At 49.1% G+C, this 19,878-nt stretch carries 19 protein-coding genes; 18 read left to right on the top strand and 1 reads right to left on the bottom strand.

Translation table 11 applies throughout. The features are described 5' to 3' along the window. Positions 1-18: 18 nt before the first annotated feature. Positions 19-1,302, bottom strand: coding sequence for a ParM/StbA family protein (locus ACLBWT_RS18365; RefSeq protein WP_447664578.1), 1,284 nt, complete (start codon positions 1,300-1,302; stop codon positions 19-21). A 629-nt stretch (positions 1,303-1,931) separates the two neighbouring features. Between ACLBWT_RS18365 and ACLBWT_RS18360 the strand changes: the two genes are divergently transcribed. From ACLBWT_RS18360 to ACLBWT_RS18275, 18 genes are all read left to right on the top strand, one after another. Continuing rightward, on the top strand, positions 1,932-2,867 hold the full coding sequence (locus ACLBWT_RS18360) for a replication-relaxation family protein (RefSeq protein WP_447664577.1): 936 nt from the start codon (positions 1,932-1,934) through the stop codon (positions 2,865-2,867). 290 nt (positions 2,868-3,157) lie between these two features. Then, positions 3,158-3,535: a hypothetical protein gene (locus tag ACLBWT_RS18355; RefSeq protein ID WP_447664576.1), complete on the top strand. Its 378-nt coding sequence runs from the start codon at positions 3,158-3,160 to the stop codon at positions 3,533-3,535. A 15-nt stretch (positions 3,536-3,550) separates the two neighbouring features. Continuing rightward, complete coding sequence (locus tag ACLBWT_RS18350) at positions 3,551-4,690, top strand: conjugal transfer protein (RefSeq protein ID WP_447664575.1); 1,140 nt, start codon at positions 3,551-3,553, stop codon at positions 4,688-4,690. 59 nt (positions 4,691-4,749) lie between these two features. Continuing rightward, complete coding sequence (locus ACLBWT_RS18345) at positions 4,750-5,052, top strand: hypothetical protein (protein WP_447664574.1); 303 nt, start codon at positions 4,750-4,752, stop codon at positions 5,050-5,052. Further along, positions 5,052-5,456, top strand: coding sequence for a TcpE family conjugal transfer membrane protein (locus ACLBWT_RS18340; RefSeq protein ID WP_447664573.1), 405 nt, complete (start codon positions 5,052-5,054; stop codon positions 5,454-5,456). Before ACLBWT_RS18345 ends, ACLBWT_RS18340 begins: the two co-directional genes overlap by 1 nt. Before the next feature lie 33 nt (positions 5,457-5,489). Then, a complete protein-coding gene (locus ACLBWT_RS18335) occupies positions 5,490-8,147 on the top strand; it encodes an ATP-binding protein (RefSeq protein ID WP_447664572.1) in 2,658 nt (885 codons plus the stop codon). Between the two features lie 16 nt (positions 8,148-8,163). Continuing rightward, entirely contained in the window at positions 8,164-11,106 is a 2,943-nt protein-coding gene (locus ACLBWT_RS18330; RefSeq protein ID WP_447664571.1) for a CD3337/EF1877 family mobilome membrane protein, read from the top strand. 12 nt (positions 11,107-11,118) lie between these two features. After that, on the top strand, positions 11,119-13,113 hold the full coding sequence (locus tag ACLBWT_RS18325) for a glucosaminidase domain-containing protein (RefSeq protein WP_447664570.1): 1,995 nt from the start codon (positions 11,119-11,121) through the stop codon (positions 13,111-13,113). After that, a complete protein-coding gene (locus ACLBWT_RS18320) occupies positions 13,114-13,542 on the top strand; it encodes a hypothetical protein (RefSeq protein ID WP_447664569.1) in 429 nt (142 codons plus the stop codon). A gap of 287 nt (positions 13,543-13,829) precedes the next feature. After that, positions 13,830-14,237: a DUF4258 domain-containing protein gene (locus ACLBWT_RS18315; RefSeq protein ID WP_447664568.1), complete on the top strand. Its 408-nt coding sequence runs from the start codon at positions 13,830-13,832 to the stop codon at positions 14,235-14,237. Between the two features lie 100 nt (positions 14,238-14,337). Further along, positions 14,338-14,577, top strand: a complete 240-nt coding sequence (locus ACLBWT_RS18310; RefSeq protein WP_447664567.1) for a hypothetical protein — start codon at positions 14,338-14,340, stop codon at positions 14,575-14,577. Between the two features lie 94 nt (positions 14,578-14,671). Next, positions 14,672-14,866, top strand: coding sequence for a hypothetical protein (locus tag ACLBWT_RS18305; RefSeq protein ID WP_447664566.1), 195 nt, complete (start codon positions 14,672-14,674; stop codon positions 14,864-14,866). Positions 14,867-15,097: 231 nt separating this feature from the next. Beyond that, positions 15,098-15,349 carry a hypothetical protein gene (locus ACLBWT_RS18300; protein ID WP_447664565.1) on the top strand — a complete coding sequence of 84 codons (252 nt, stop codon included), beginning with the start codon at positions 15,098-15,100 and terminating at the stop codon, positions 15,347-15,349. A gap of 35 nt (positions 15,350-15,384) precedes the next feature. Then, entirely contained in the window at positions 15,385-15,729 is a 345-nt protein-coding gene (locus tag ACLBWT_RS18295; protein ID WP_447664564.1) for a hypothetical protein, read from the top strand. A 3-nt stretch (positions 15,730-15,732) separates the two neighbouring features. After that, on the top strand, positions 15,733-16,296 hold the full coding sequence (locus ACLBWT_RS18290) for a hypothetical protein (protein ID WP_447664563.1): 564 nt from the start codon (positions 15,733-15,735) through the stop codon (positions 16,294-16,296). 637 nt (positions 16,297-16,933) lie between these two features. After that, a complete protein-coding gene (gene radC / locus ACLBWT_RS18285; protein ID WP_447664562.1) occupies positions 16,934-17,617 on the top strand; it encodes a RadC family protein in 684 nt (227 codons plus the stop codon). A 12-nt stretch (positions 17,618-17,629) separates the two neighbouring features. Further along, positions 17,630-19,192: an AAA family ATPase gene (locus tag ACLBWT_RS18280; protein WP_447664561.1), complete on the top strand. Its 1,563-nt coding sequence runs from the start codon at positions 17,630-17,632 to the stop codon at positions 19,190-19,192. A 77-nt stretch (positions 19,193-19,269) separates the two neighbouring features. Then, the gene (locus tag ACLBWT_RS18275; protein WP_447664560.1) at positions 19,270-19,791 is read left to right on the top strand and encodes a hypothetical protein; all 522 of its coding nucleotides are present in this window, start codon (positions 19,270-19,272) and stop codon (positions 19,789-19,791) included. Positions 19,792-19,878 lie beyond the last annotated feature (87 nt).

The raw sequence follows: 19,878 nt of genomic DNA, 5'->3' as shown, positions 1-19,878 counted from the left end.
GATGTAGTCGTTTATCCATTATTCTTTCGCTGCCGCAATTTGCTTTTTGGCTCCAGGAACAGCAACGGCCTTCAAACTCGAGTATATTTCGCTTCGCACAAAGAAGTCCAATCCCTCAGCGTTTAGGGTTACAGCATAATTAGCCGGCACATACAGTAACTTGAAGCGGGAGTGATCCGCCAGTTCCTTCAGTTTTGGGTAGATATACTCACGCATGAGGATACTTCCACCGCCATAAACAGCAAGCACGTCTATCTCGTTTGCGCCGATCCGCAGAACCTGATCGCTGATGTGCTTAATAATCTGATTGACTTGGTTCTCAATATGCGGCCGGAATGCCTGCAATGCTTCGCTCAAGAACTTGTGCGGGCGTTTTGTGAATTGGCTTTTCAGAATATCGCTGTATTGCTGGCGAGATACCGAGTTGAAGGCGTGCGGAGCGAGAGCAAGGAGGTCGTTAATCGCTTCTCCGATCGCGTGACCGACGCCGTGATTAACTCCGTTGCAGAAGTCCTTGTCCACCACATCGCCCTTTGTATATGGCGTGTCCGATGTCCCGTCTCCAAGATCAAGGTGCAAGATGTTCAGTCCATCAAGAATGCTGCCGTCCACTTCGCCTTCAAGTGCATTGGTGGATGCGTATTCCGAAAACAAATCATTTTTGTTCTGCTCCTCGCCGTCATAGCTGCCGGTTCTCCAGTTTCCGTCTTTGTCCATTTGGAGTGCAAAGACTGGAGGCGTGCCTTCCTGCAGGATATGTACGTAAACGAACTTGATTTTGACGTCAACCTTCTTGGTCAATCCCAAGTGAATGGTTACCATATGGGTACCGGACATAAACTTATCCTTCATTTTCTCAACGTTAGCTGGTGTATGTTGCTTTACGGGAAGCGCTGCGGCCATGTCAACTTCAACTTCAATCGAATCAACAGAGGATTCTTTTTCAGTTGCTTCCTCTACGGCGCGGCCAGCGATTGTGGCAAGCGTAGTGACATAGGGAACATCCTGATCGGATTTAGCATTGTTCCCCTTCACATACAGGCTCGTGACATTCTCACCAACCGTCTTCAACGCATGACGTCCGACAAGGTACAGCCCGGTGCGCAAAACAGGGGAGACAATCGATACCGCGAGGTTATCGTAAATGTTTTTCAGGTTCTTTTGCACATCGAGATCGTCATCATTCCAAGGGTTTTGACCGGCCACAGCAAAGACGTTGGGCTGCTGAATCAACTTGCCTTGAACATAAATGTCTTGCTCGCTATTCCCAATATCGTTACCAACGAAGTAATGCAGTTTCATACTTTTTCCTCCCCATGAAATATTGCTCAATCTACTATGATTGTATGTCCAATTATAATCATAGTCAAATCAAATTATGATGTTATTTGCATCTCATTTTAATCCGATTATAATAGTCGCTCCCAACGGGGATATCTGTTATAAACCATTTATGAATTATCTGTTTCCTGGTCGATAGTACAGGTGAAGTTCTTTCCCCGCCAAGATCCTTCCTCAAATACACCGCTTAACCTTGCGGTCATTCTTCCAAAATTCCATTTTGCCAACATTGCCCAATGGGGGAGGTCTGTATTAAGATGAGCCTGTCAGACAATTAAGCAGCTCAAAACGATACGGCTAGGGGGGGATTTTTTTTGGCCTTAGGACTGTCTTTTATTCGTATCCAGCTATGTCATTCATTTTGTTTTCTACCTGTTTTTTATTGTGTCGAGGTACTGATTTGGGATTGTTAATTATTCTGTCTTTTATACCGTTTTTCTTCCGTCGTCATTGGGAGGCAGTTTGTGCGATTTTCCCGCACGGTTACGGCATTACTGGACCGATACGAATTCGCGACTAACACCCTAAAACGCCCCGATTGAAAAAAAAAGCGCGTAAAAAAGGCATGAACTGAAAGGAGTGAGGGTTATTTGGCTACGATCTCAACCGAACATGAAGAGAAAAAGCGGAAGCCGAGGGTGAAAAAGGACTTGTCTTTCGGTGAGTACGTTGATCGGTTAAGCAACGACGTTGATTGGGAGTTTCTGACCGACCTTTATTTCTGTCGATGTATGCCTTTGACTGCAGTGGTTGATCTTTATTTCTTGGGAAGAAACATTAAGGAGCCTAGACGGAAAGCCCGCGATAGAATGACGTTTCTTTATCAGGCGGGTATTTTGGAAAGAGCTCAAACTGATCCCAATGAGATTCGGAAGAATCCCAAGCAGAGACACAATGGGATCAAGAAAGAGACTTGGTACTTTCTATCCCATAAAGGCTTCAGGCTTATAGAGACCAGGTTACAAGACGTGGATGTGGAGCGATACAGGCTTTCCAAAAATGAGCTCGACTTGGAGAGGGCAAGGAAGGATCATCTATGGGCGGTCGCACAGGTATACCTCGATCTCAAGTACAAGCTGATGCCGTCCACGGCCGAGCAGTTCCACCAGTGGGATTGGTATCCGGCATTAACAGTTTACGGCCATAACGATTCAATTGAGATTCGTCCCGATGCGGTGCTGCGGATTCTGAATCAGATTTATTACATTGAGATGGATCGTTCAAGCGAACCAATTCGTCGATCACCATTCCAGAAGGGTGATCCAATCCAGGTGTCTATCACCAACAAACTCGAGAGATATAAGGCTGTTCTTCATCACTCAGGAGTAAGCGAGGCTCAAAAAAATGGGATTATCGCCTTCATTGTTCCTAACGCCATCTACGAGACAAGGTTGAAGAACATACTTTCTGTCTCAGGCACGGTCTTCACAGAGAAATTCCCCACAAAGGTTCTAGTAGGACGGACGATGCAGGACATAATGGCAGCAAGAGGGGAAGCATCGGCTGTAGAAGAAGGGGAGGCTTAACCGCATGAAATATGAGGAAATGTCACCCGAGCAGAAGCGGGCCTACGGATTCGTTAGGCTCACTAAAGGGCAAATATGCTCGGTCACGCAGTCACCGAGCCGGCGCACAGAAAAGACGCCGCGACTCCAAGATCAGCGACGTCCCCAGTTACGTCTTATCGTGAATGAAGGCTGAATCGCTTTTTTCTATAGGACAAATTTTCCAATAGTCATATATTAATTAGAATAGTGGTATGTTATTATATTAAATAACTAATATACATCAATCCCGCTCGAGGGGAGGTGAGCGATTGAGTAAAAACAAAAAGGTCATTTTCGCAAGTGTGGGAGTCCTCTTGGCGCTGATTCTCGCGGTTCTCCTGATCCGCAATCCGGTCGAGAAGATAGTCGCCCCCGAGCCTCCGGCAAAGGTGGAGACGCCCGCCGCTCCGCAAGATAATTATAAGCCGAATGAGATGGACGAATCCCACAAGAAGGTTGCCAGCATCGTAGATGAAGCCTCAGCAGCCGTGGTCAGAGAAGCGCCCGGTTTATGGGGACGAGTTGTAGACACTTGGGATTGGTTCATGGGCTTTGACGCAAAGACCGCAATAATCCTAATCGCGGTGATGGTCTTTGTATTTGGGATACTCGCCACGGGAGGACGTAGCAAACGAAATCAACACTAGGTAGGTGATTTAGGTTTGGGGTTGTTCAAAAAAAAGAATAGAGACGCAGATAACGAGACGCAGGTTGAAAAAAAAGCCGAGAAGTCCAAAGCGGAGCCGAAGCGAAAATCGGATAAGGCCATCAAGCCGAAAGCGCCGAGGAGCATGGCAGGGAAAAAGGTCTTCCGATCCGTATTTTGGGTGTTTATGAGTCTCCTGTTACTGAAAGGCGCCATCGCCTTCGCCCAGGGGAACCGGACCATCAATCAGACGATCATTAACGGCAATAATGAATCGGTTGTCTCAGATTCCGTCAAAGGCTTCGCCGTTGACTTCGCAACTGAGTATTTCACTTGGGACGCGAACTATGTGGCCGATCGGAGCTCACGCCTAACCAAGTTCATTAAGGGCATTGATTCTGAAATGGGGTTAAAGAATTTCGACGTTAAAGGATCGAGTAAAGTGACCTCCGCGGAAATCTACTCCACCAATCTGATTGATTCGCAGCACATTGACGTTACCGTAGTCGTTTGGAGAGATGTTCAAACTCTCCCGGATCAATTGCTGGCCGCTCAAGCTAAGGCTACGACGCCGCCAATCGTGAAGAAGAAGACGTACATGGTCGTTCCTGTCACACTTGCTGTAGAAGGCCCGGTCATCCAAGACTATCCGCGATTTGTATCCGAGCAGCAACGTGGTGTTACCGTGGATATGTCTTCCATGGGAACTACGGTAGGGGATGAGGATCTCGCGAAGAAGGCCGAAGACCTCGCTGATAGCTTTCTGCACTCCTGGTACGATGGTAATACCAGTCAGCTACGTTATTTCTATGCGGACACGGTTAAATCGCCGGAAACACTTCAGAAGTCGGATTTCACTTACGACAAGCTCGATAAAGTGTCTTTCTATCAGAATCCTGCCAAGGTGGGAGAGCCAACCACTTATCGCATCGAAGCAGTCGTAATCGTCAAGAGTGACCTAGGCGAGCCGTTCACAAACACCTGGAAGCTGCGGGTCATACAGAAGGACGGCCGGTTGTATGTCCTGTCCAATGGGGTTGTAATGCCCGAGGCAGATACAGAGCCTTCCGCGACAGATTCTTCCGCTCCGGCGACTGCGTCCCCGAGTCCAACATCGAGCGCAAGCAGCTCCCCATCTCCAACCGCGTCTCAATAGTTGTATATCAAATAACTAGTATACTAATATACTTATATTCGAAGGGAGATTTACCCGAAATGATGAAAAGTAAACACCTGCACACTGCTCTCAAAATCGCCTTGCTGTCCATCGCCCTGTTCTCCATTGTATCGCCAGTATTCGCAACAGGTGTGGGTGTAGCGATTGGTGGCAGCCTTGAGAGAAACATTAACGCGCTGATTCCGGCCGTGCTGCTTGCAGTGGGTGTGTACTTCCTGTTCACTCGTGACTGGATGAAAATGATAAGCTTCATGGGCATTGCACTCGTAGTCGCCATCTTCACGAACTGGAAATGGGTATCGGCTATCGGCGGTAAAATTTATGACTCGTTCTTAAAATAATGAGCGAGAAGCACGAATCTCCTCGGGTCACGGTTTCAAACTACACCAAGATTTGGAACCTTGATTGGGTGGTCTACGCATTGGAAGGAAAGAAGCTGCCCGTCCCCGCAAACCTACGTGTCATCAGTATATTCGTGGTTTGTGAGTTCGTATTCTGGATCCTTGGGAACACGTTGCTATTTTTCCTTCCCAAATCGTATACCATCTTCCTGTTACCGATCGGCGCCACCTGGCTGATAGCCAAACAAAAGCTCGATGGCAAGGCTCCTCACAAATGGCTTCTTGGGATGATTCAATACTGGATGCGCCCCAAGCGCCTACATCGTTATCGGAAGTTTGAACACACCAAGCATTACGCTTACGGCAGCAAAGTCATATACCGTATCCGGAGGGAGCGTGCATAGCGCGCCCCTCTTTTTAACAAGGAGGTCCCCCAATTGGCAGTAGGAGCAAAGAAAAAGATAAACAAAATCAAAATCGAGTTCCCAGTTGCTTATTTCGAGCAAAACCTGATCTTTAACCACGATAAATCCGTTTGGGCCGTTTATGAAATCGACTCCTATGTCTATGACCATTTAAGCGAGCAGCAAAAAATAGACCGTCTCATTACACAAACATCATTCCTCGCACTCCTTACAGACCAGTTTCAAATCTTGTGGCTGCCACGGACGCATGACATATCCGAACATCACGAGCGATTAAAGGAACGCATTAACGGACCCATGAAAAAATGGGGGGAGAAGTTCATCAATACGATGGACGATTACCTGAACACCAATTATAACTCCGTCGATGGCTCCAATAACGCCGATTACAGAGCATATATCGCTGTCTACTTGCCAAAGAACGAAGCTAAGGACCTTGTGGAACAGGCTGAAACGATTGCGGTTGAGCTCAAAAAGATGATTCTTCATCCGAAGCGGTTCTTCGAAAATCTTACTGGCTTAAACGAGCCGGAAATTTTTGAACATGAGTTCCACGCCTACACGATAAAAGAGCGTCAAATCTTTGACCGTCTCTCCCGCAAGATGAAAGTGAAGCGGGCAACGCTCGAGAACATCGAATGGCTGATTAAACGGAATTTTTGGTGGGGAATTGCCGATCCTGTTCTCCGATCGGCGGATGGTGATGGATGGAGTCCGAAAAAGACGAAGGGGGAGCGGGGCGGCGTCAGTACATTCCTGTACGATTCCCGTCAAGTTCTAACCCTCGCGGAAGGCGATATCGATGCCTCTCACCCGCGCCGAATCAAGATTACTCAACCGCATGACGGAGAGGATAAGCAAGTGTACCATGCGTACCTAACACTCTCTGAATTACCCGAGAACATGGAAATGCCCGGCAGTGAGTGGCTCTACAGCGCTGCTACTCTGCCATTCCCGGTAGAGATGAGCATCAAAGTGGAGGTTCTGGAAGCTCGAGACGCGCTGAAGAAGCTCAGCAAGAAGAAAATGGACATTGATAATCAGGTAAAGAACATCCACGAGGCGAACGCACAGGTGCCGCTCGACTTGCAGGAGAAGCAGGAGCGGGCGCTGTACCTTGAAGACGAGTACAAGAAGCGGAAGAATCCGACCTTCATCACTCACGTCACATTCGGCATGTATCACACCGACCTGAACATGCTCAAAAGCAATGTGAAGATTATCCAGGACCATTATCGTGATTTCGGCAACATCCATATCGAGTTGCCCGCGGGCGACCAATGGCTGCTGTTCAATGACTTCATTCCCGGTTCACCCCGGTACGTGTCCGACTATATCCAGCGGATCCCGCCCGAGACGCTTGCCGCAGGGATGGTCGGTGCCACGCAGGAGCTCGGGGACGGAAAGGGTCTGTACATTGGCACAACCGGTTTTCTTGGCCATCCTGTCTATTTTGATCCAGGCCATGCCAGCCAAATCAACCGAAGCCCATCCATGACGGTAACAGGGACGCTCGGCGGCGGTAAGTCGGTGACGGCCAACTTGCTTGCCTATCAGAACGGAGCTGTACTCGGTGGGAAGTCGCTCATCTTTGACCCGAAGGGCGAACGTACCCACTGGCCGGATATGCTGCCGGAACTTGACGGACAGTTACAAGTTGCTACGCTTTCCTCTTCTAAAGAGGATATGGGCAAGCTCGATCCGTTTGTCATGCTGGATGATATTGAAACGGCTAAAGAGGCCGCGGTCGAAATTCTTTCTTATCTTTCTTCGACCAAAACCAATAGTGCGGAGTACAGTTACATATCCCGCGCCGTTCATCAAGTTGCTGCCATGGAGAAGCCATACCTTTCAAAATGTGTGGAAGTTCTTTATCAGATGGGTGAAGAACGACCGCAAGCCAAGCAGCTTGCCGAAATCCTTGAGAGCTTTGAAACTTTGTCCTTTGCCAAACTGCTTTTCGGTACGGGTGGGGAAAACACGATCAACATGGATCATGCGATCAACATTCTGCAGGTCCAAAATCTTAAAATGCCTGAACCGGACAAATTGCCGGATAACTATTCGCTCGCTGAAAAAATGTCAGTTGCTATTATGTTCGCAATCGCACGCTTCGCTGAGAAGTTCATCTACCATGACCGCTCGATCTTCAAGTTCGTTCTCATGGACGAGGCGTGGGCGCTTTTGGGTACACAGGCAGGCAAGGCGCTTGCTGATAAAGTCGTTCGTACAGGACGAAGCCTCAACGGGGGCGCGATCTTTGTAACTCAAAACGCGACTGACGTTGCTGGCGACCTCGCGGGAAACATCGGCGTAAAATTTGCTTTCCGCGATTCGGACCGCCCCAAAATCGAAAAAACCCTTGCTTTTTTCGGTTTGGAAATCACACAAGAAAATATTGATATGATCAAAAATCTCGATAATGGTCAGTGTTTGATGCAGGACATTTATGGCCGCGTTGGGCTTGTGCGTATAGATGTCGTGTTCCAGCATTTATTTGATTGCTTTGATACCCGTCCGCCGCAAGAAAACGAGGAGGAAGAAGAAGACGAAAAGGAAGAAGAACACGAGTACTCTGTGCTCGAACGCTTCTCCAAGTACCACAGAGAGGTTGCTGCTTCTGGAGAGGAGGATCTGGATCCTAATGAAGATGCCGAGGGTGACGATTAGGAAGCCATCTAAACGCATGTTTGTCATTCTGAGCGTCGTCTTAACCCTGTTGGTGGCTTTCGCTGTCCCAGTTACAATCTCGTATGCGAACTCCATGGATGACATGATCCCAACCGATAAGACGCCAGGCACTCTTTATAACAAGTACAGCCCCTCCCACTATTCGTTCCAGACGTTGACTCCGGAGCGGCATTTTTGGGAAGTGGGAGCACAAGCGACTGACAGCGTTAACTCGGTTTACGATCATGGTTTATCGATGGTATTCCTGGGAGGGGTACAGGTCACCCGTTTCTTCAACTTCATTGCCCGTGAAGCCTTCACGTTTTCATTCATGGATAGTTTAATTGATGGAGTCGAAGAAATTATTCAAGGTTTGACGGGAATCAATGGAGGCAATCTCGGAAGCGGACTATGGGGGAGCATGTTCGGTATCTTCGCTACCATTACCCTTGCCTATGTATTATGGCAGGTTGTCCGACTTCGCTTTCTAGACTCGCTCCAGACGATGTTCTCTTTTGTCTTGGCGCTTGTTGTTGCCTTAGCCTTTTTTGCTAATGCCGGCTCCTTCCTTCGGTTGATGAATGACGGAGGGAATGAACTGGCAGCGACCATGTACAAGGGATTGGCCGCTCCAGGGGGGCTCAGCACCTCTACAACAACCGGAGTCCAGGCGATATCGGAACAGATGTGGATGGAACTTGTTATGAAGCCATACGGCATGCTGCAGTTTGACGATTCCTCCGCCTATGAGAACCACCCTAATTTGGTTGATAAGGTCCTTAAGACGGATCCTTACTCCGCTGAGCGGGTTGAAGCCCTCCGGAGTGTTAAGAAGACATTCCCGGCAGTTGAGAAAATCCGTTCAGACGAACAGATGATCATTCTGCTCTGCAACGCCATTTTCTCTGCCATTATTCTCGGTCTTTCTTGCTTTTGGGCAATTGCAACCATCTTCATGCGAATTAAGCTCTTAATCCATGCCATAATCATGTCTGTTACTCTTCTTGCCTCGCTCTTGCCAGGTCGGGAGGCTAGTCTTTCCGTTGTCCGCGGTCAGTTCATAAAGCTAATAGGTCTTGTCATGATGACAGTTTTCACCATGCTCTTCCTTGATTTATCGCTCGTCGCTGGCCACATGGTCTTCAATATCGTCTATAAGGCCAATGCTGGCTGGTTCACCGCTATGCTGTTGGAAACGATTGTGGTATTCGTGATTTTCAAGTACCGCACAGAGATCGGATCCGTTTTCTCGAAGGCTGCTGGTCACATACCTATGGTGCCAAAGGCAAAGTCAACCGTCCTGGATGCGGTTCAGCGGAATGTAACCCGCTCCCTGTATAACAAAGCGGGTGCGTCTGTGAGCAGTATGTTTAGCCGAAAAGAGCCGGAGGGTGTACCTAGCACCTTCAATCCCAACTCTATCTCCAAAGCAGGGGACAGTTTAAATGATGCTACGACTGCCAGTATGCAGCTGCGCTACCAACGAGAAAAGGATGCAGCAGAACAAGTTGCAGCCGAAACCGGTCAACCTGTTCAGTACACCCCTTACGTTCAGAAGGTTAATGAGAACTTGCGCAATAACGTCAAGAACCCGTTCCGCGGAATGGACAAGGAGTGGAAGGACGAGAAATCACGGCTGAGCGATATTAAAAAAGATGGTGGCGATGTGAAACAAGCCATCCTCACTCAAGGCGTCAATGAGGGTATGAACGATCAGCAAGTCGCCGCCACGATGTATGCCAACGAGAATGCCATTCGCCAGGCATCGACGTTTATGGTAAACCGTCCGAAGTCGGCAATCAACCAAATTCAGAGGGCCGGTACCCTCAACAAAAATCGAAAATTGGAAACGTCGGTCAACGATTTCATCATGGTAGAACTTTTCGAACGCTATAAAGTTGAGTATAAACGAGCGATTGACACAGCAGCGTTAACGGGCAATTCCGTTGATCACACTGATTTCGTAAAGAACATGGACGGGCGATTTAAAGCAGCTGGTCTGAATACAACCGAGAAAGTCAACGTCACCATGCAAAAACGAAGTGGACGTATTTCCGTAGCTTCCCACTTTAACTCTATGCCCGAGTTTGTCAAGAAGCGGGACGATCTACTTGCTGCAAACGAAGCATTCCGCAAAGCGGCCGCATCGCAGACTGACATACCTGCTTCAGTAAAATCAGTCAATCCTAAGCTGCCTCTTTCTGCAATTAATGTGCTCTCGACTGCTGGCGTCAAAGTGCGCTCTCCACAGGCGCCTCTCGCTACTGCTCCAAAATCTGAAGCTGCCTCTGCGCTTCAAACGAAAAAACTTGTTCCACTCTCAAAAGGTCAGGTTCTGAAGGAGTTGCCGACCGTAACGGATGTTTCGCTTCCTGTCGCATCACCTGATATGAATTACAATGTCCGTCCGAAGCTCAATACGAACGTCGATGCTGCGCAGGTTAAGCTGCCGAACGACCTCAAGAAAAAAATCACACAGTCAAAAGAAAAGATTGCTCACAACGTTGCCAGATCGGAGTTTGCAGAGCGAATCGTTCTGAATAACTCGACTAGTGTACGCAGCGCCAATCGAATTGATATGTTGAACGAAAACAAGGTTAATATGGCTTCCTCCGTCGATATGAGTAAGGTCAAGATGCCTGACTCGGTGAAACACGCAATCGAAGAAGGAGCGGCCAAGATTAAGAATGGAACTCGTCTCAATCCGGGAGATGAATTTCAAGTCCGCCTGAATAAGGATGCCACTACCAAAGTCATTGTGAACTTGAAAAATAAGGTCACGACTGAAGTCTCTACGAACCTGGATGTTATGAATCGTGAAATCGAATTAATGAAGAAGGCAAACGGACGTAAGCTCCAAGAGGCGCAAGGTAACAAGGATACTGAAAATGTCGTCAAAAAGAATACGAGATCGGCGCAGCAAACCCGGAAGCCTGTAAAGCGCTCGACCGTAGAATAGGGGGGCTGAATCTTGGCTCTTCTGAATTCAGAAAATCTGAAACAAGTCGGCAACGATCTGAAAAATCAAATGAAGCAAAAGCTGAAGGATAAGCTCCGTAAGGAGGTTATCAAAAAAGTCGCCAGTCATTTTGTGCACTTTTGGTATGTTTATGCCATCATCATTGTCGTCTTCTTGTTTTTCTACCTTATCGCGGTTGCAATTTCTTCCAATCAAGCGGTAGCCGCACGAGTATTCTTATCTCAGAAATATCTGCCGCCCCAAATCTACGAGCCGAACCTGGAGGATATCATCACCAGCAAGTTTGGCGAACGAATTCACCCCGTAACGGGGGAAAAGAGCTTTCACAGCGGGATTGATATAGGTGTGCCAAGTGGCACACCTATATCGGCCTCCCAGGATGGTATCATCCAAAAGGTTGTTTACCCGAAGGAGTCCGATCCCGATTCTACTAAAAATGCCGGCATCTATGTTGAAATTAAGAGTTCTGATACAGACATGCCCGGGACAACGCGGTATCTTCATTTGAGCAATGCCTTGGTCAGTACCGGTCAAACCGTAAAAAAAGGCCAAATTATTGGTTTATCGGGGAATACCGGCCGGTCGACTGGACCGCACCTTCATTACGAGCTCATTCCCGAAGGGGAAGAGCCTATCGATCCCACGAACTACATCCTGCTCATGTCCAAAATCATGGATGTAGCCAGCGAAGCGGCTTTTGATGCAGTGGAGGACGTCAATTTTTCCGAAATGAACGGCTATGAGTATAAAACCGCTCCGATGCTGTACGTCAGTAATGTCTATATAGAAACCGCGGCGCCACCGTTTAATGAAACCGGACTTATTTTGACTCGAGACATCAATACAGGCAGCATTCTAGGTTCCGGTTCAGGCGGAATCGGGGGTGGTGGTGGTGGAGATCCCATTACCGTCCCATCTACGGTCGGAAACCTTACGAACCCTTTCTTTATCAAATGGGCTGCTTATGCCATGCAGTCCGAAATAAACACCGGCGTAAAAGCCAGCGTGACACTGGCTCAGATGGCACTTGAGTCTGGCTGGGGTAAATCGGATATATGCAACAATGTATTCGGAATTAAGGCGAATTCAAGTTGGAAGGGTCCATACTGTTACGCCGGAACGAATGAGGAAGATGATGGGGGAGTGTATCGCATCAATGGAAAATTCAGAGCGTACAGCAGCTATCAGGAATCCTTTGATGATCATGCTGCATTCTTCCATCAAAATTCTCGCTATTCCAACATGCTCCGAATGCAAAATCCGTTCGAGATTGCCAACGAGCTGCAGCGAGTTACCTATGCTACGGATCGACAATATGCGAATAAGCTCAAATCACTCATGATGAACGATAATCTCATGAGTCTAGATCGCGATCGGGGAATTGATCCAAATACGGGTAAACCTTGGCAAGATATCCCTTACCCTGGAACCATCTTTATTCAAAGTGGTTCGTTTGGAGCGGCATCTGCAGGGATCTCTTCTACTTCTGTACCGACGCCCGCATCGGTTATTGAAAATACCTCCGATACCGTGACGATCACTTTTGGCATTGAGCAGTTGTATGGCACTTATGCCCGCCAGGTACATCGCTCCCGTGTTACGAAGACTCCCGCTCCAACAGCGAGTCCGGGACCGATAGCCAGCACTGTACCGACACCGACTCCGAAACCAACGGCCGGCACTGCACCAATTACGACCCCTGGACCGACAAACGGCACTACTCCGGTTACCACCACTCCAGGACCGACACCAACGCCGGTGGAAACGACCATTGTGTCTTATACCAAAATGACTGATCCTATGACCGGGAAGCCCATTATAAATTTGGTAAATTACAACAATGTGCTAAACTTATATTCAGGCGAAACAGAGGCTCCAAGCATTTATGCAAAAGACATACCAGACGCGATCGCGGTGACACTTGAATCGGCCTCCGGGGACGATCTTCACGTGGCACGAGTAGACTTTATAAAGGGGCAATATTAAATGAACGCACAGATGATGGACAGTTTATTCGTGGAATCTTACATGATGATGAATATGGAAATTTCCTTCGCGGGTGTCCGTTCCTGGTTTGAAATGACAGAATTGCCGATATCGGATACGGAGTTGTTCCGGGCGCTGCTGTTCCCTGAACAAATCTCCCCGGACTTCCAATCGGAGTTCACACGAATGGTCGTTTACCGGCATGAGGATATGTTTTTCCAAGCCAGTCGATCTCATCATTTGATCGGCACGCATGACCCGATACGGGACTCCAGCGATCCCATCCATCAGCTGCTGCTTCACTTACTGAACGTGCGGACCCTTCGCGGAAGTGAGAATGCTCTGATTGATCTTGGTGTAGCGCTGCACAAGGACATGGGCCGCGATCAACCGCGCTATCTAACGCTCCATGCCTATTTCAGGCAATAGCGTAACCCATCATAAGCGAGCCGCCCTGCAGAGGGGCGGCTCTTCTATTTTCCCCGCTAAACTCATTGCTAGATTGGTAAAATTCCACTATACTGAAGGCAATACTAATCAACACAACATTTTCTCCGCTGTCCTTTTTTCAGCGAAGATGGAGCGTTGTCATTCGACAACATTAAAAATCATGGTTCAGGATTGGAAAGTGCAGGCCTCTATTTGGTCATGCCCTTTTTTGCTTCCTGGGCCTTTTTTGCGTTTCAAAACAAAATCGCAAAGGGGGTAATTGAGACATGGACTACCGTAAGGATAACTGGTCACATGAGCTGGAGTGTTTTCGTAAAGCGGTGAATGGCAGAATTGATGGCTACCGTATTAATATTGCTGAGCATTATCTTGTCGACCGGCTTGAAAACGAGGCTTATGCAGATCGTATTTTCACGCAGAATGACATAGCTGTTGCAATCTTTAACGGTACGATCATCGAGGGTTATTCCTCCGAACAAAATCGTGCTCGTCAATCACGAATGTCCGGTCTGGTTGCCCCCTCTCGCGTTGTTCTTGGAAAAGACCTAAGCGGGAATTGGGTAGTCGTTGTGATTGGGTTGTTGGCGAGTACGGCTTTCCAGGTGGTTACCTGCTTCCCTCCAAAGTCTCGCCATCTTAAAATGATAAGAGAGCTCGAGGGAGAAAGCCGCTGAAATTTTTTGGGAGAAATTCAAAGTCATGATACAATAAGGACATAAGGGAGGCGTGATTTTCATGGCTCATTGTGTCCGGTGTGGAGGAGAGATTAAGCATATGATCAAGACGCAGACCGCTTCGTTTAACGGAGGTTCCTTATCCGTATTGGAGTTTCCAGTCGAGCAATGCGAATGCGATACCATGTACAGTCTCAGCGATGGGGTGCTCATGGATGGCTACAAAATGCTGCTGGAGAGGAACGGCGTCATCGGTAAGGTTGCGGTAACGCTCGGCAAGCTCCAAGAGCGGTATCCACACCCGATGGAGTTGATCCTGCCATATGCGCAGGCGAGGTAATTCGGAGATGTGTTTGGGGGAATTTCACTGTGCGTCTGTGACGTACCTGTGGGATCCCCCTTTTTCATTTTGGAGACTATTAGGAGGCTGAGTCATGATGATTCCGGTCGATCGTACATACCGTGGCGGGACGCTTGTGGTGACGGACGTGCAGGCAGTAGACGGGGAACGCATTTCGGCAGAGGATGACGCGTTGATCGCGCAATACGTTCAGTTTTTGGACGAGAAAAACATCCTCGGCGATATCGAAGTAACATTCCAGGACGTCAAACAAAAGTTCGATTCCTAGCCCTGCGTTTGGGGCCCTGGTTGGAGGAAATTCACAATACGAGAGAGGATGGATGGTTATGCGGCCATCGAAGAAGCAAACGGCCTTTCTGTTCGTCTGCTACGCCATCGGGACATTGATCCTGATAGACAAGCTGTCGTTCGGCTGATTGTATTCCCTGCATCCATTACGGCAATTGGAAGATGCTTACGGCATCTTCTTTTTTTATGCCCAAAAAAGGAGGAAATTCGGATGATCAAAAAGGTCTCGATCCAGCTTAACCAAAGCCTCATTTGCGGCGGCGTTGCGATCGTGGAACAGGAAGGGAAAGAGCATTGCATCTTTTTCGATGTGGTGAAGTCCCAACCGATCCGCGTTATTGTCGGCAGCCGAGGCAAAGAGGTCACGGAAGAGGACGCGGACATGTACGAAAAGGTGCTGCTTGATCTATTCCTCAAGCATAATGTTCCGCTGAAGCTTGGAACATTCGCCATCTCTGCATAACCCCATAAAATCGAACCCGAAAGGCGGTAATTCAGATGAAACCAACCGAACCCAAAGAGGTATGTCTGCTGCTTAACCTGGGGGGCTTTGAGACGCGCATGGAAGAAAATCTCGAGCTTGCCCAAAGCCTTGGTAAAACCCTTTACTCCCTCACCGGTGATGGACTTGTGAAGGTGGAGGAACACATGTACCTCGTTCCGGTCAATGTCATGGGTCTCTCGCCGGCGGAACTGCTCGTATGGTCTTCAACGCTGAACGAGCAGCTGCAAGCGGAAGGCTTCACGACGGACGATGCCGTGATTCTTGCGGCCGGGAAGAACTACCGAGGTACGCTCCCCCTTGGCACCGCCATCGGCAAGGGTGTTCGGTTAGGGGCCTAGCCTATGAAGTCACTGTCCATTTCTTTCAAATGGTCGATCGATTTGCCGCTGGACGACGTGAACGCCGCTCTCGCGCAGGTCGGGCTTCTGCCGGAAAAGGTTAAGCGGTATCACTATACCCGCTCCTTCGGGGAGCATCAGTTGCAGGTGGAGTACAGACCCGGGATCAGTTCAAAGGAACGTTCGTTCTTTTTGCTCCGCTGGCTGAATCCAAAGGGCATCGTCGATAAGGGCGGTTTCGACCGGCCGCTTTCCGAGTGGTTCTTCGCGATGAGTCAGTATGCGGAGACGACCGTGAACTGGCTGCAGGTCATCATCGAACTTGACGTGTTTCGCCCCCTGCATGGGTACAGTGAGACGTCACAGAAGATTTGGACGAAAGAGGAAAAGCAGCATCGCTTCTCCTTCTTTCCGGTTCAGAACCTTTATCATTTCGAGGTTCGACATCGGGATGTAAGGAAGGCGATCCATCACCAACATTTTTCCTTCTGGCTAGACGAGCTCAAGCATAATCTGCTCGGACATCAACGGCCGGACGATCAAATCGCGTTCGATATGGTGGGATAAGGAGGAAATTGGAATGCCAAGACAACATGCTTACGCGCCACAATTCGGTCCCTTGCAGAATTGCTTGTCCGTTATCGTGGACGTGCGACCTGACCGCATGGTTGAGATTGAGTGTACCCAACTCAAACAAAAAGGGACGCGGGACGTTTTGAGCTTTGACAGCTTGAAGCCGGCTTGCTCCTGGGATTGGAGAGAAGGAGATCTTGGTCTGAACAATGAGCAGGTTCGTCGCAAGTTAGGCACGCGCAAGGCTGAGCCACAGGTTCAACCAGACACGTCAAAAGGGTGACTGCCTACTTCATCCTTGTCTTCCGGGAACGGAAGCTGAAGCAACAACAGTAAGAGCGCTGGAGGAAATAAGAAGGTTTATCCAAAAAAACCATTATGTGAGGAGGAAGCCCCTCTGCCATTTGGCGCGGGGGCGACCCCGCGCATGGTATGGGCGATTCGAATGAGCATACAACAAAAGGTAATGTTGATGAAAGTATCCCGCCTGCACCAGCAGCGCAAAGCCCTGAAGCAACACACCGTCATCGGTAAATTGCTCAGTAAGTAAGCGCCGGCATGCCGGATAGTGTTAGAGGGGAGCCCATTGTGCTCCCCTCTTTTCATAAACAAAACCAGGGAGGTATTAGGTATGTCCGTATCTGAACTGAACAAATCCGCGATCAAGGAAGCCAAGAGTGTGTACTTCCACACGTGCAATCCCGGAGCCTTCACGAACAAAGACCTGTTGACCCTCATTTTGCAGCCGCTTATGCGGGACCGTCCGCTGTCTATTGCTGTGGACGACATTCTTCAAAAAGGGCTGCCGTATCTGGCGTCCCTGTCTGAATTTGAGCTATCCGCTCTGTTTGGACTGAGTGAGAAGCAGAGTTTCCACCTAATGGCCGTCTTTGAAATGGCGCGCCGTATCGGTGGAGTGAAGCCGGACGAGGTAGTGATTATTCGCTGTCCTCAAGATGTACGGGATACTGTCCATGACCTGAAATTCCTCGACAAGGAGCATTTCATTTGCCTGTTCCTGAACACGAAATTCCGGGTTATCGGCAGGGAAACCATTTCCGTCGGCACGCTTAACGCCTCTTTGGTTCATCCGCGGGAAGTGTTCAAGGCTGCAATCCGACGAGGTGCCGCCTCTGTTGTTTTCGCTCATAACCACCCATCATCTGATCCCACGCCATCCCCGGAGGACATTCAGCTTACGAATCGGTTAGTCGAATGTGGGCAGATACTGGGCATTGATGTGCTTGATCATGTGATCATTGGCGGAGATAACTGGGTTAGCCTCAAAGAGCGCGGTTTGATATCGATATCTTAGGAGGTATTTCGAATGAGGATTACTGACGTTGAAATTACCGGATTCAAGCTGCATAAGTCGAAAAAGACCTTTTCGTTTGGCCAAGTGAACCGCATCAGCGGGGGGAACGGCAAGGGCAAGACGACCATCGCCGAATCGATTACCTGGTGCTTCTACGGCTGCGACCTGACAGGCAAAACAAAGGAAGTGTACGAACGCCTGAAAAACAAGTCGGCCAAGGAGACGAAGGTTCAGATTGGTGTGGAGATGCCGCAAAGAGACGGCACAACTGCCCGCCATGAATTCTGCCGGATCCGTAAGGGTAAGGTTACTTCCTTATTCCTGAACGGCCATGACGCGAAACAGGTGGACTTCGACGGGCTTCTGGGGGCGATGGAATTATTCCTCTGCATCTTTGTTCCCGGCTACTTCGGTACGATCGGCATTTCGGAACCGACCAAAGCACGCAACATGCTTGTGTCGATGCTCCCGAAGCTTAATCATGCCGACGTCATTGCCGAACTGCACGAAGACGACCAGGCTCGTATCGAAGCCCTCGATATGGTGAATCCGGACTTCACGCTGAAAAACCTCCGGGCGGAAATCCTTGAACTCGACAAATCGCTCGAAAACGTGCAAGGTAAGATCGATTATCTGCGCACAAACAGTATGCTCGACGTTCCGAAAAGTGTGGTTGATGCCGACGAGAAGCGGCTGGCAGCCCTCAAAGACGAGTTTTTGCAGATTCTGCGCGCCGTCGAGCGGGACAAGCCAGAGCTTCACGACCTAGCCCCGCTCCAGGAAAGGAAAGCCGGACTGCGATACCAATTCGACGAGCGGTTCAACGAATTCAAGGCGCTCAGGGACAAGCCCCTGCCGAAAGCCGGTGACCGCTGCCGGGCGTGCGATCGTGAGCACACCGAAGCGGAAGCAGCGGCTGAATCCGAAACCCGCAAAGCAAGGCTCCTGGAACTGCAGGCGCAATGTGAAGCGATCAAGGAAGAAGGGCATCAGCTTGCGTCAGAGATCGAATGGATGACGAGCGGGAACGCTGCGGCTATGGCCGCTTACGAGGCGGAGCGGGGAAGGAAGATTGAGGCTCTGCAAACAGAGATCAATGCACTCTCCGGAATCGTCTCAGAGCGGGCTGCAAAGCTGAAAATGTCGGCGGACCTCACGACGCAGCACGAAATCTACGGTGAGATAGTGGTGGAGCGGGAAGAGAAGAGGGTCTCTATGCAGGCCGTCAAAAACTTCATGCTTCAGTACGCGGAAATGCAGGTCGAGTACGTGAATTCATTCTTAAATCTGGCGAAAATCCAGCTCTTTAAGTATTCGGGATCCACGGGCGAAATGACCCTCGACTTCTCCATCCTGTATGGGGAAGAAGAGACCGAGTACAAATCCCTGTCCACATCGGAGAAGATTCGTTGCTCCATCGAGCTTGCGGGATTGCTGAACCAGGTAAAGAACGTCTCGTACCCGGTCTACATCGACAATGCCGAATCGTTGGAAAGCTTCGAGGAGCCGGTGACACAGTATTTTGTCGCCTCCGTCGTTCCAAAGGCTGAACTGCGCAGCAAAATCGTTGCATAAATGGATGAGGTAATAGGGAGAATCGCTATACAAAGCGGTTCTCCTTTTCCTTTTCAATCCCATGGGGGGTAATTGGTATGAACGTAGAGGCAATTTACTTTTTCATCATCTTGTTCGTTTTTACGATCATCGTTGTGGTGCCGTTTTCCGCTATGTTGGTATCGTTTCATGCGATTCTGTACGGACGCTATCTGAACCGCTATTTTATCGTCAGTCGGAAGGGCGATGGCCAGTATGAGCTCCATCATCATCCCGCCTTCGGCTTTTATTTCGCCCGTGAAAAGAAGTTTTATCGGTTTACGGTCGATGCGATTCAGAAGTTCCGTACGGGTTATCCGGATGTCACCCTCAACGCGACTACGCTCACCTTGCAGTCCTGCAGCCGGAAAGGATCTGTGCTGAAAATAGACGGATTGCGCTTATTGGGCGCCCGTTTGCTTGGAGACATGCTGATCCTGCTGAACCTTGCGAATTACCGCAAATCATCCGGTCAATGGTGCTTCGTCAAACTCATAGGTGCAGTCCATCGGAATAAGCCGATGCGCTATGTGCTGATTGACGGTCATGGTCATGAGCAGCATACAATTAGCCCTCTTTGACCTCGCCGGCATGATGAACAAGCATGATGATTCCGTTTTAGAGCTGGTCATTACCGTTACGAAGTTGGACGAGGACTAATTCGATAT

The organism is Paenibacillus sp. D51F, assembly GCF_053345695.1.
Note: the sequence above shows the minus strand (reverse complement) of the source record. Positions and strands in the feature narration are given on the sequence as shown.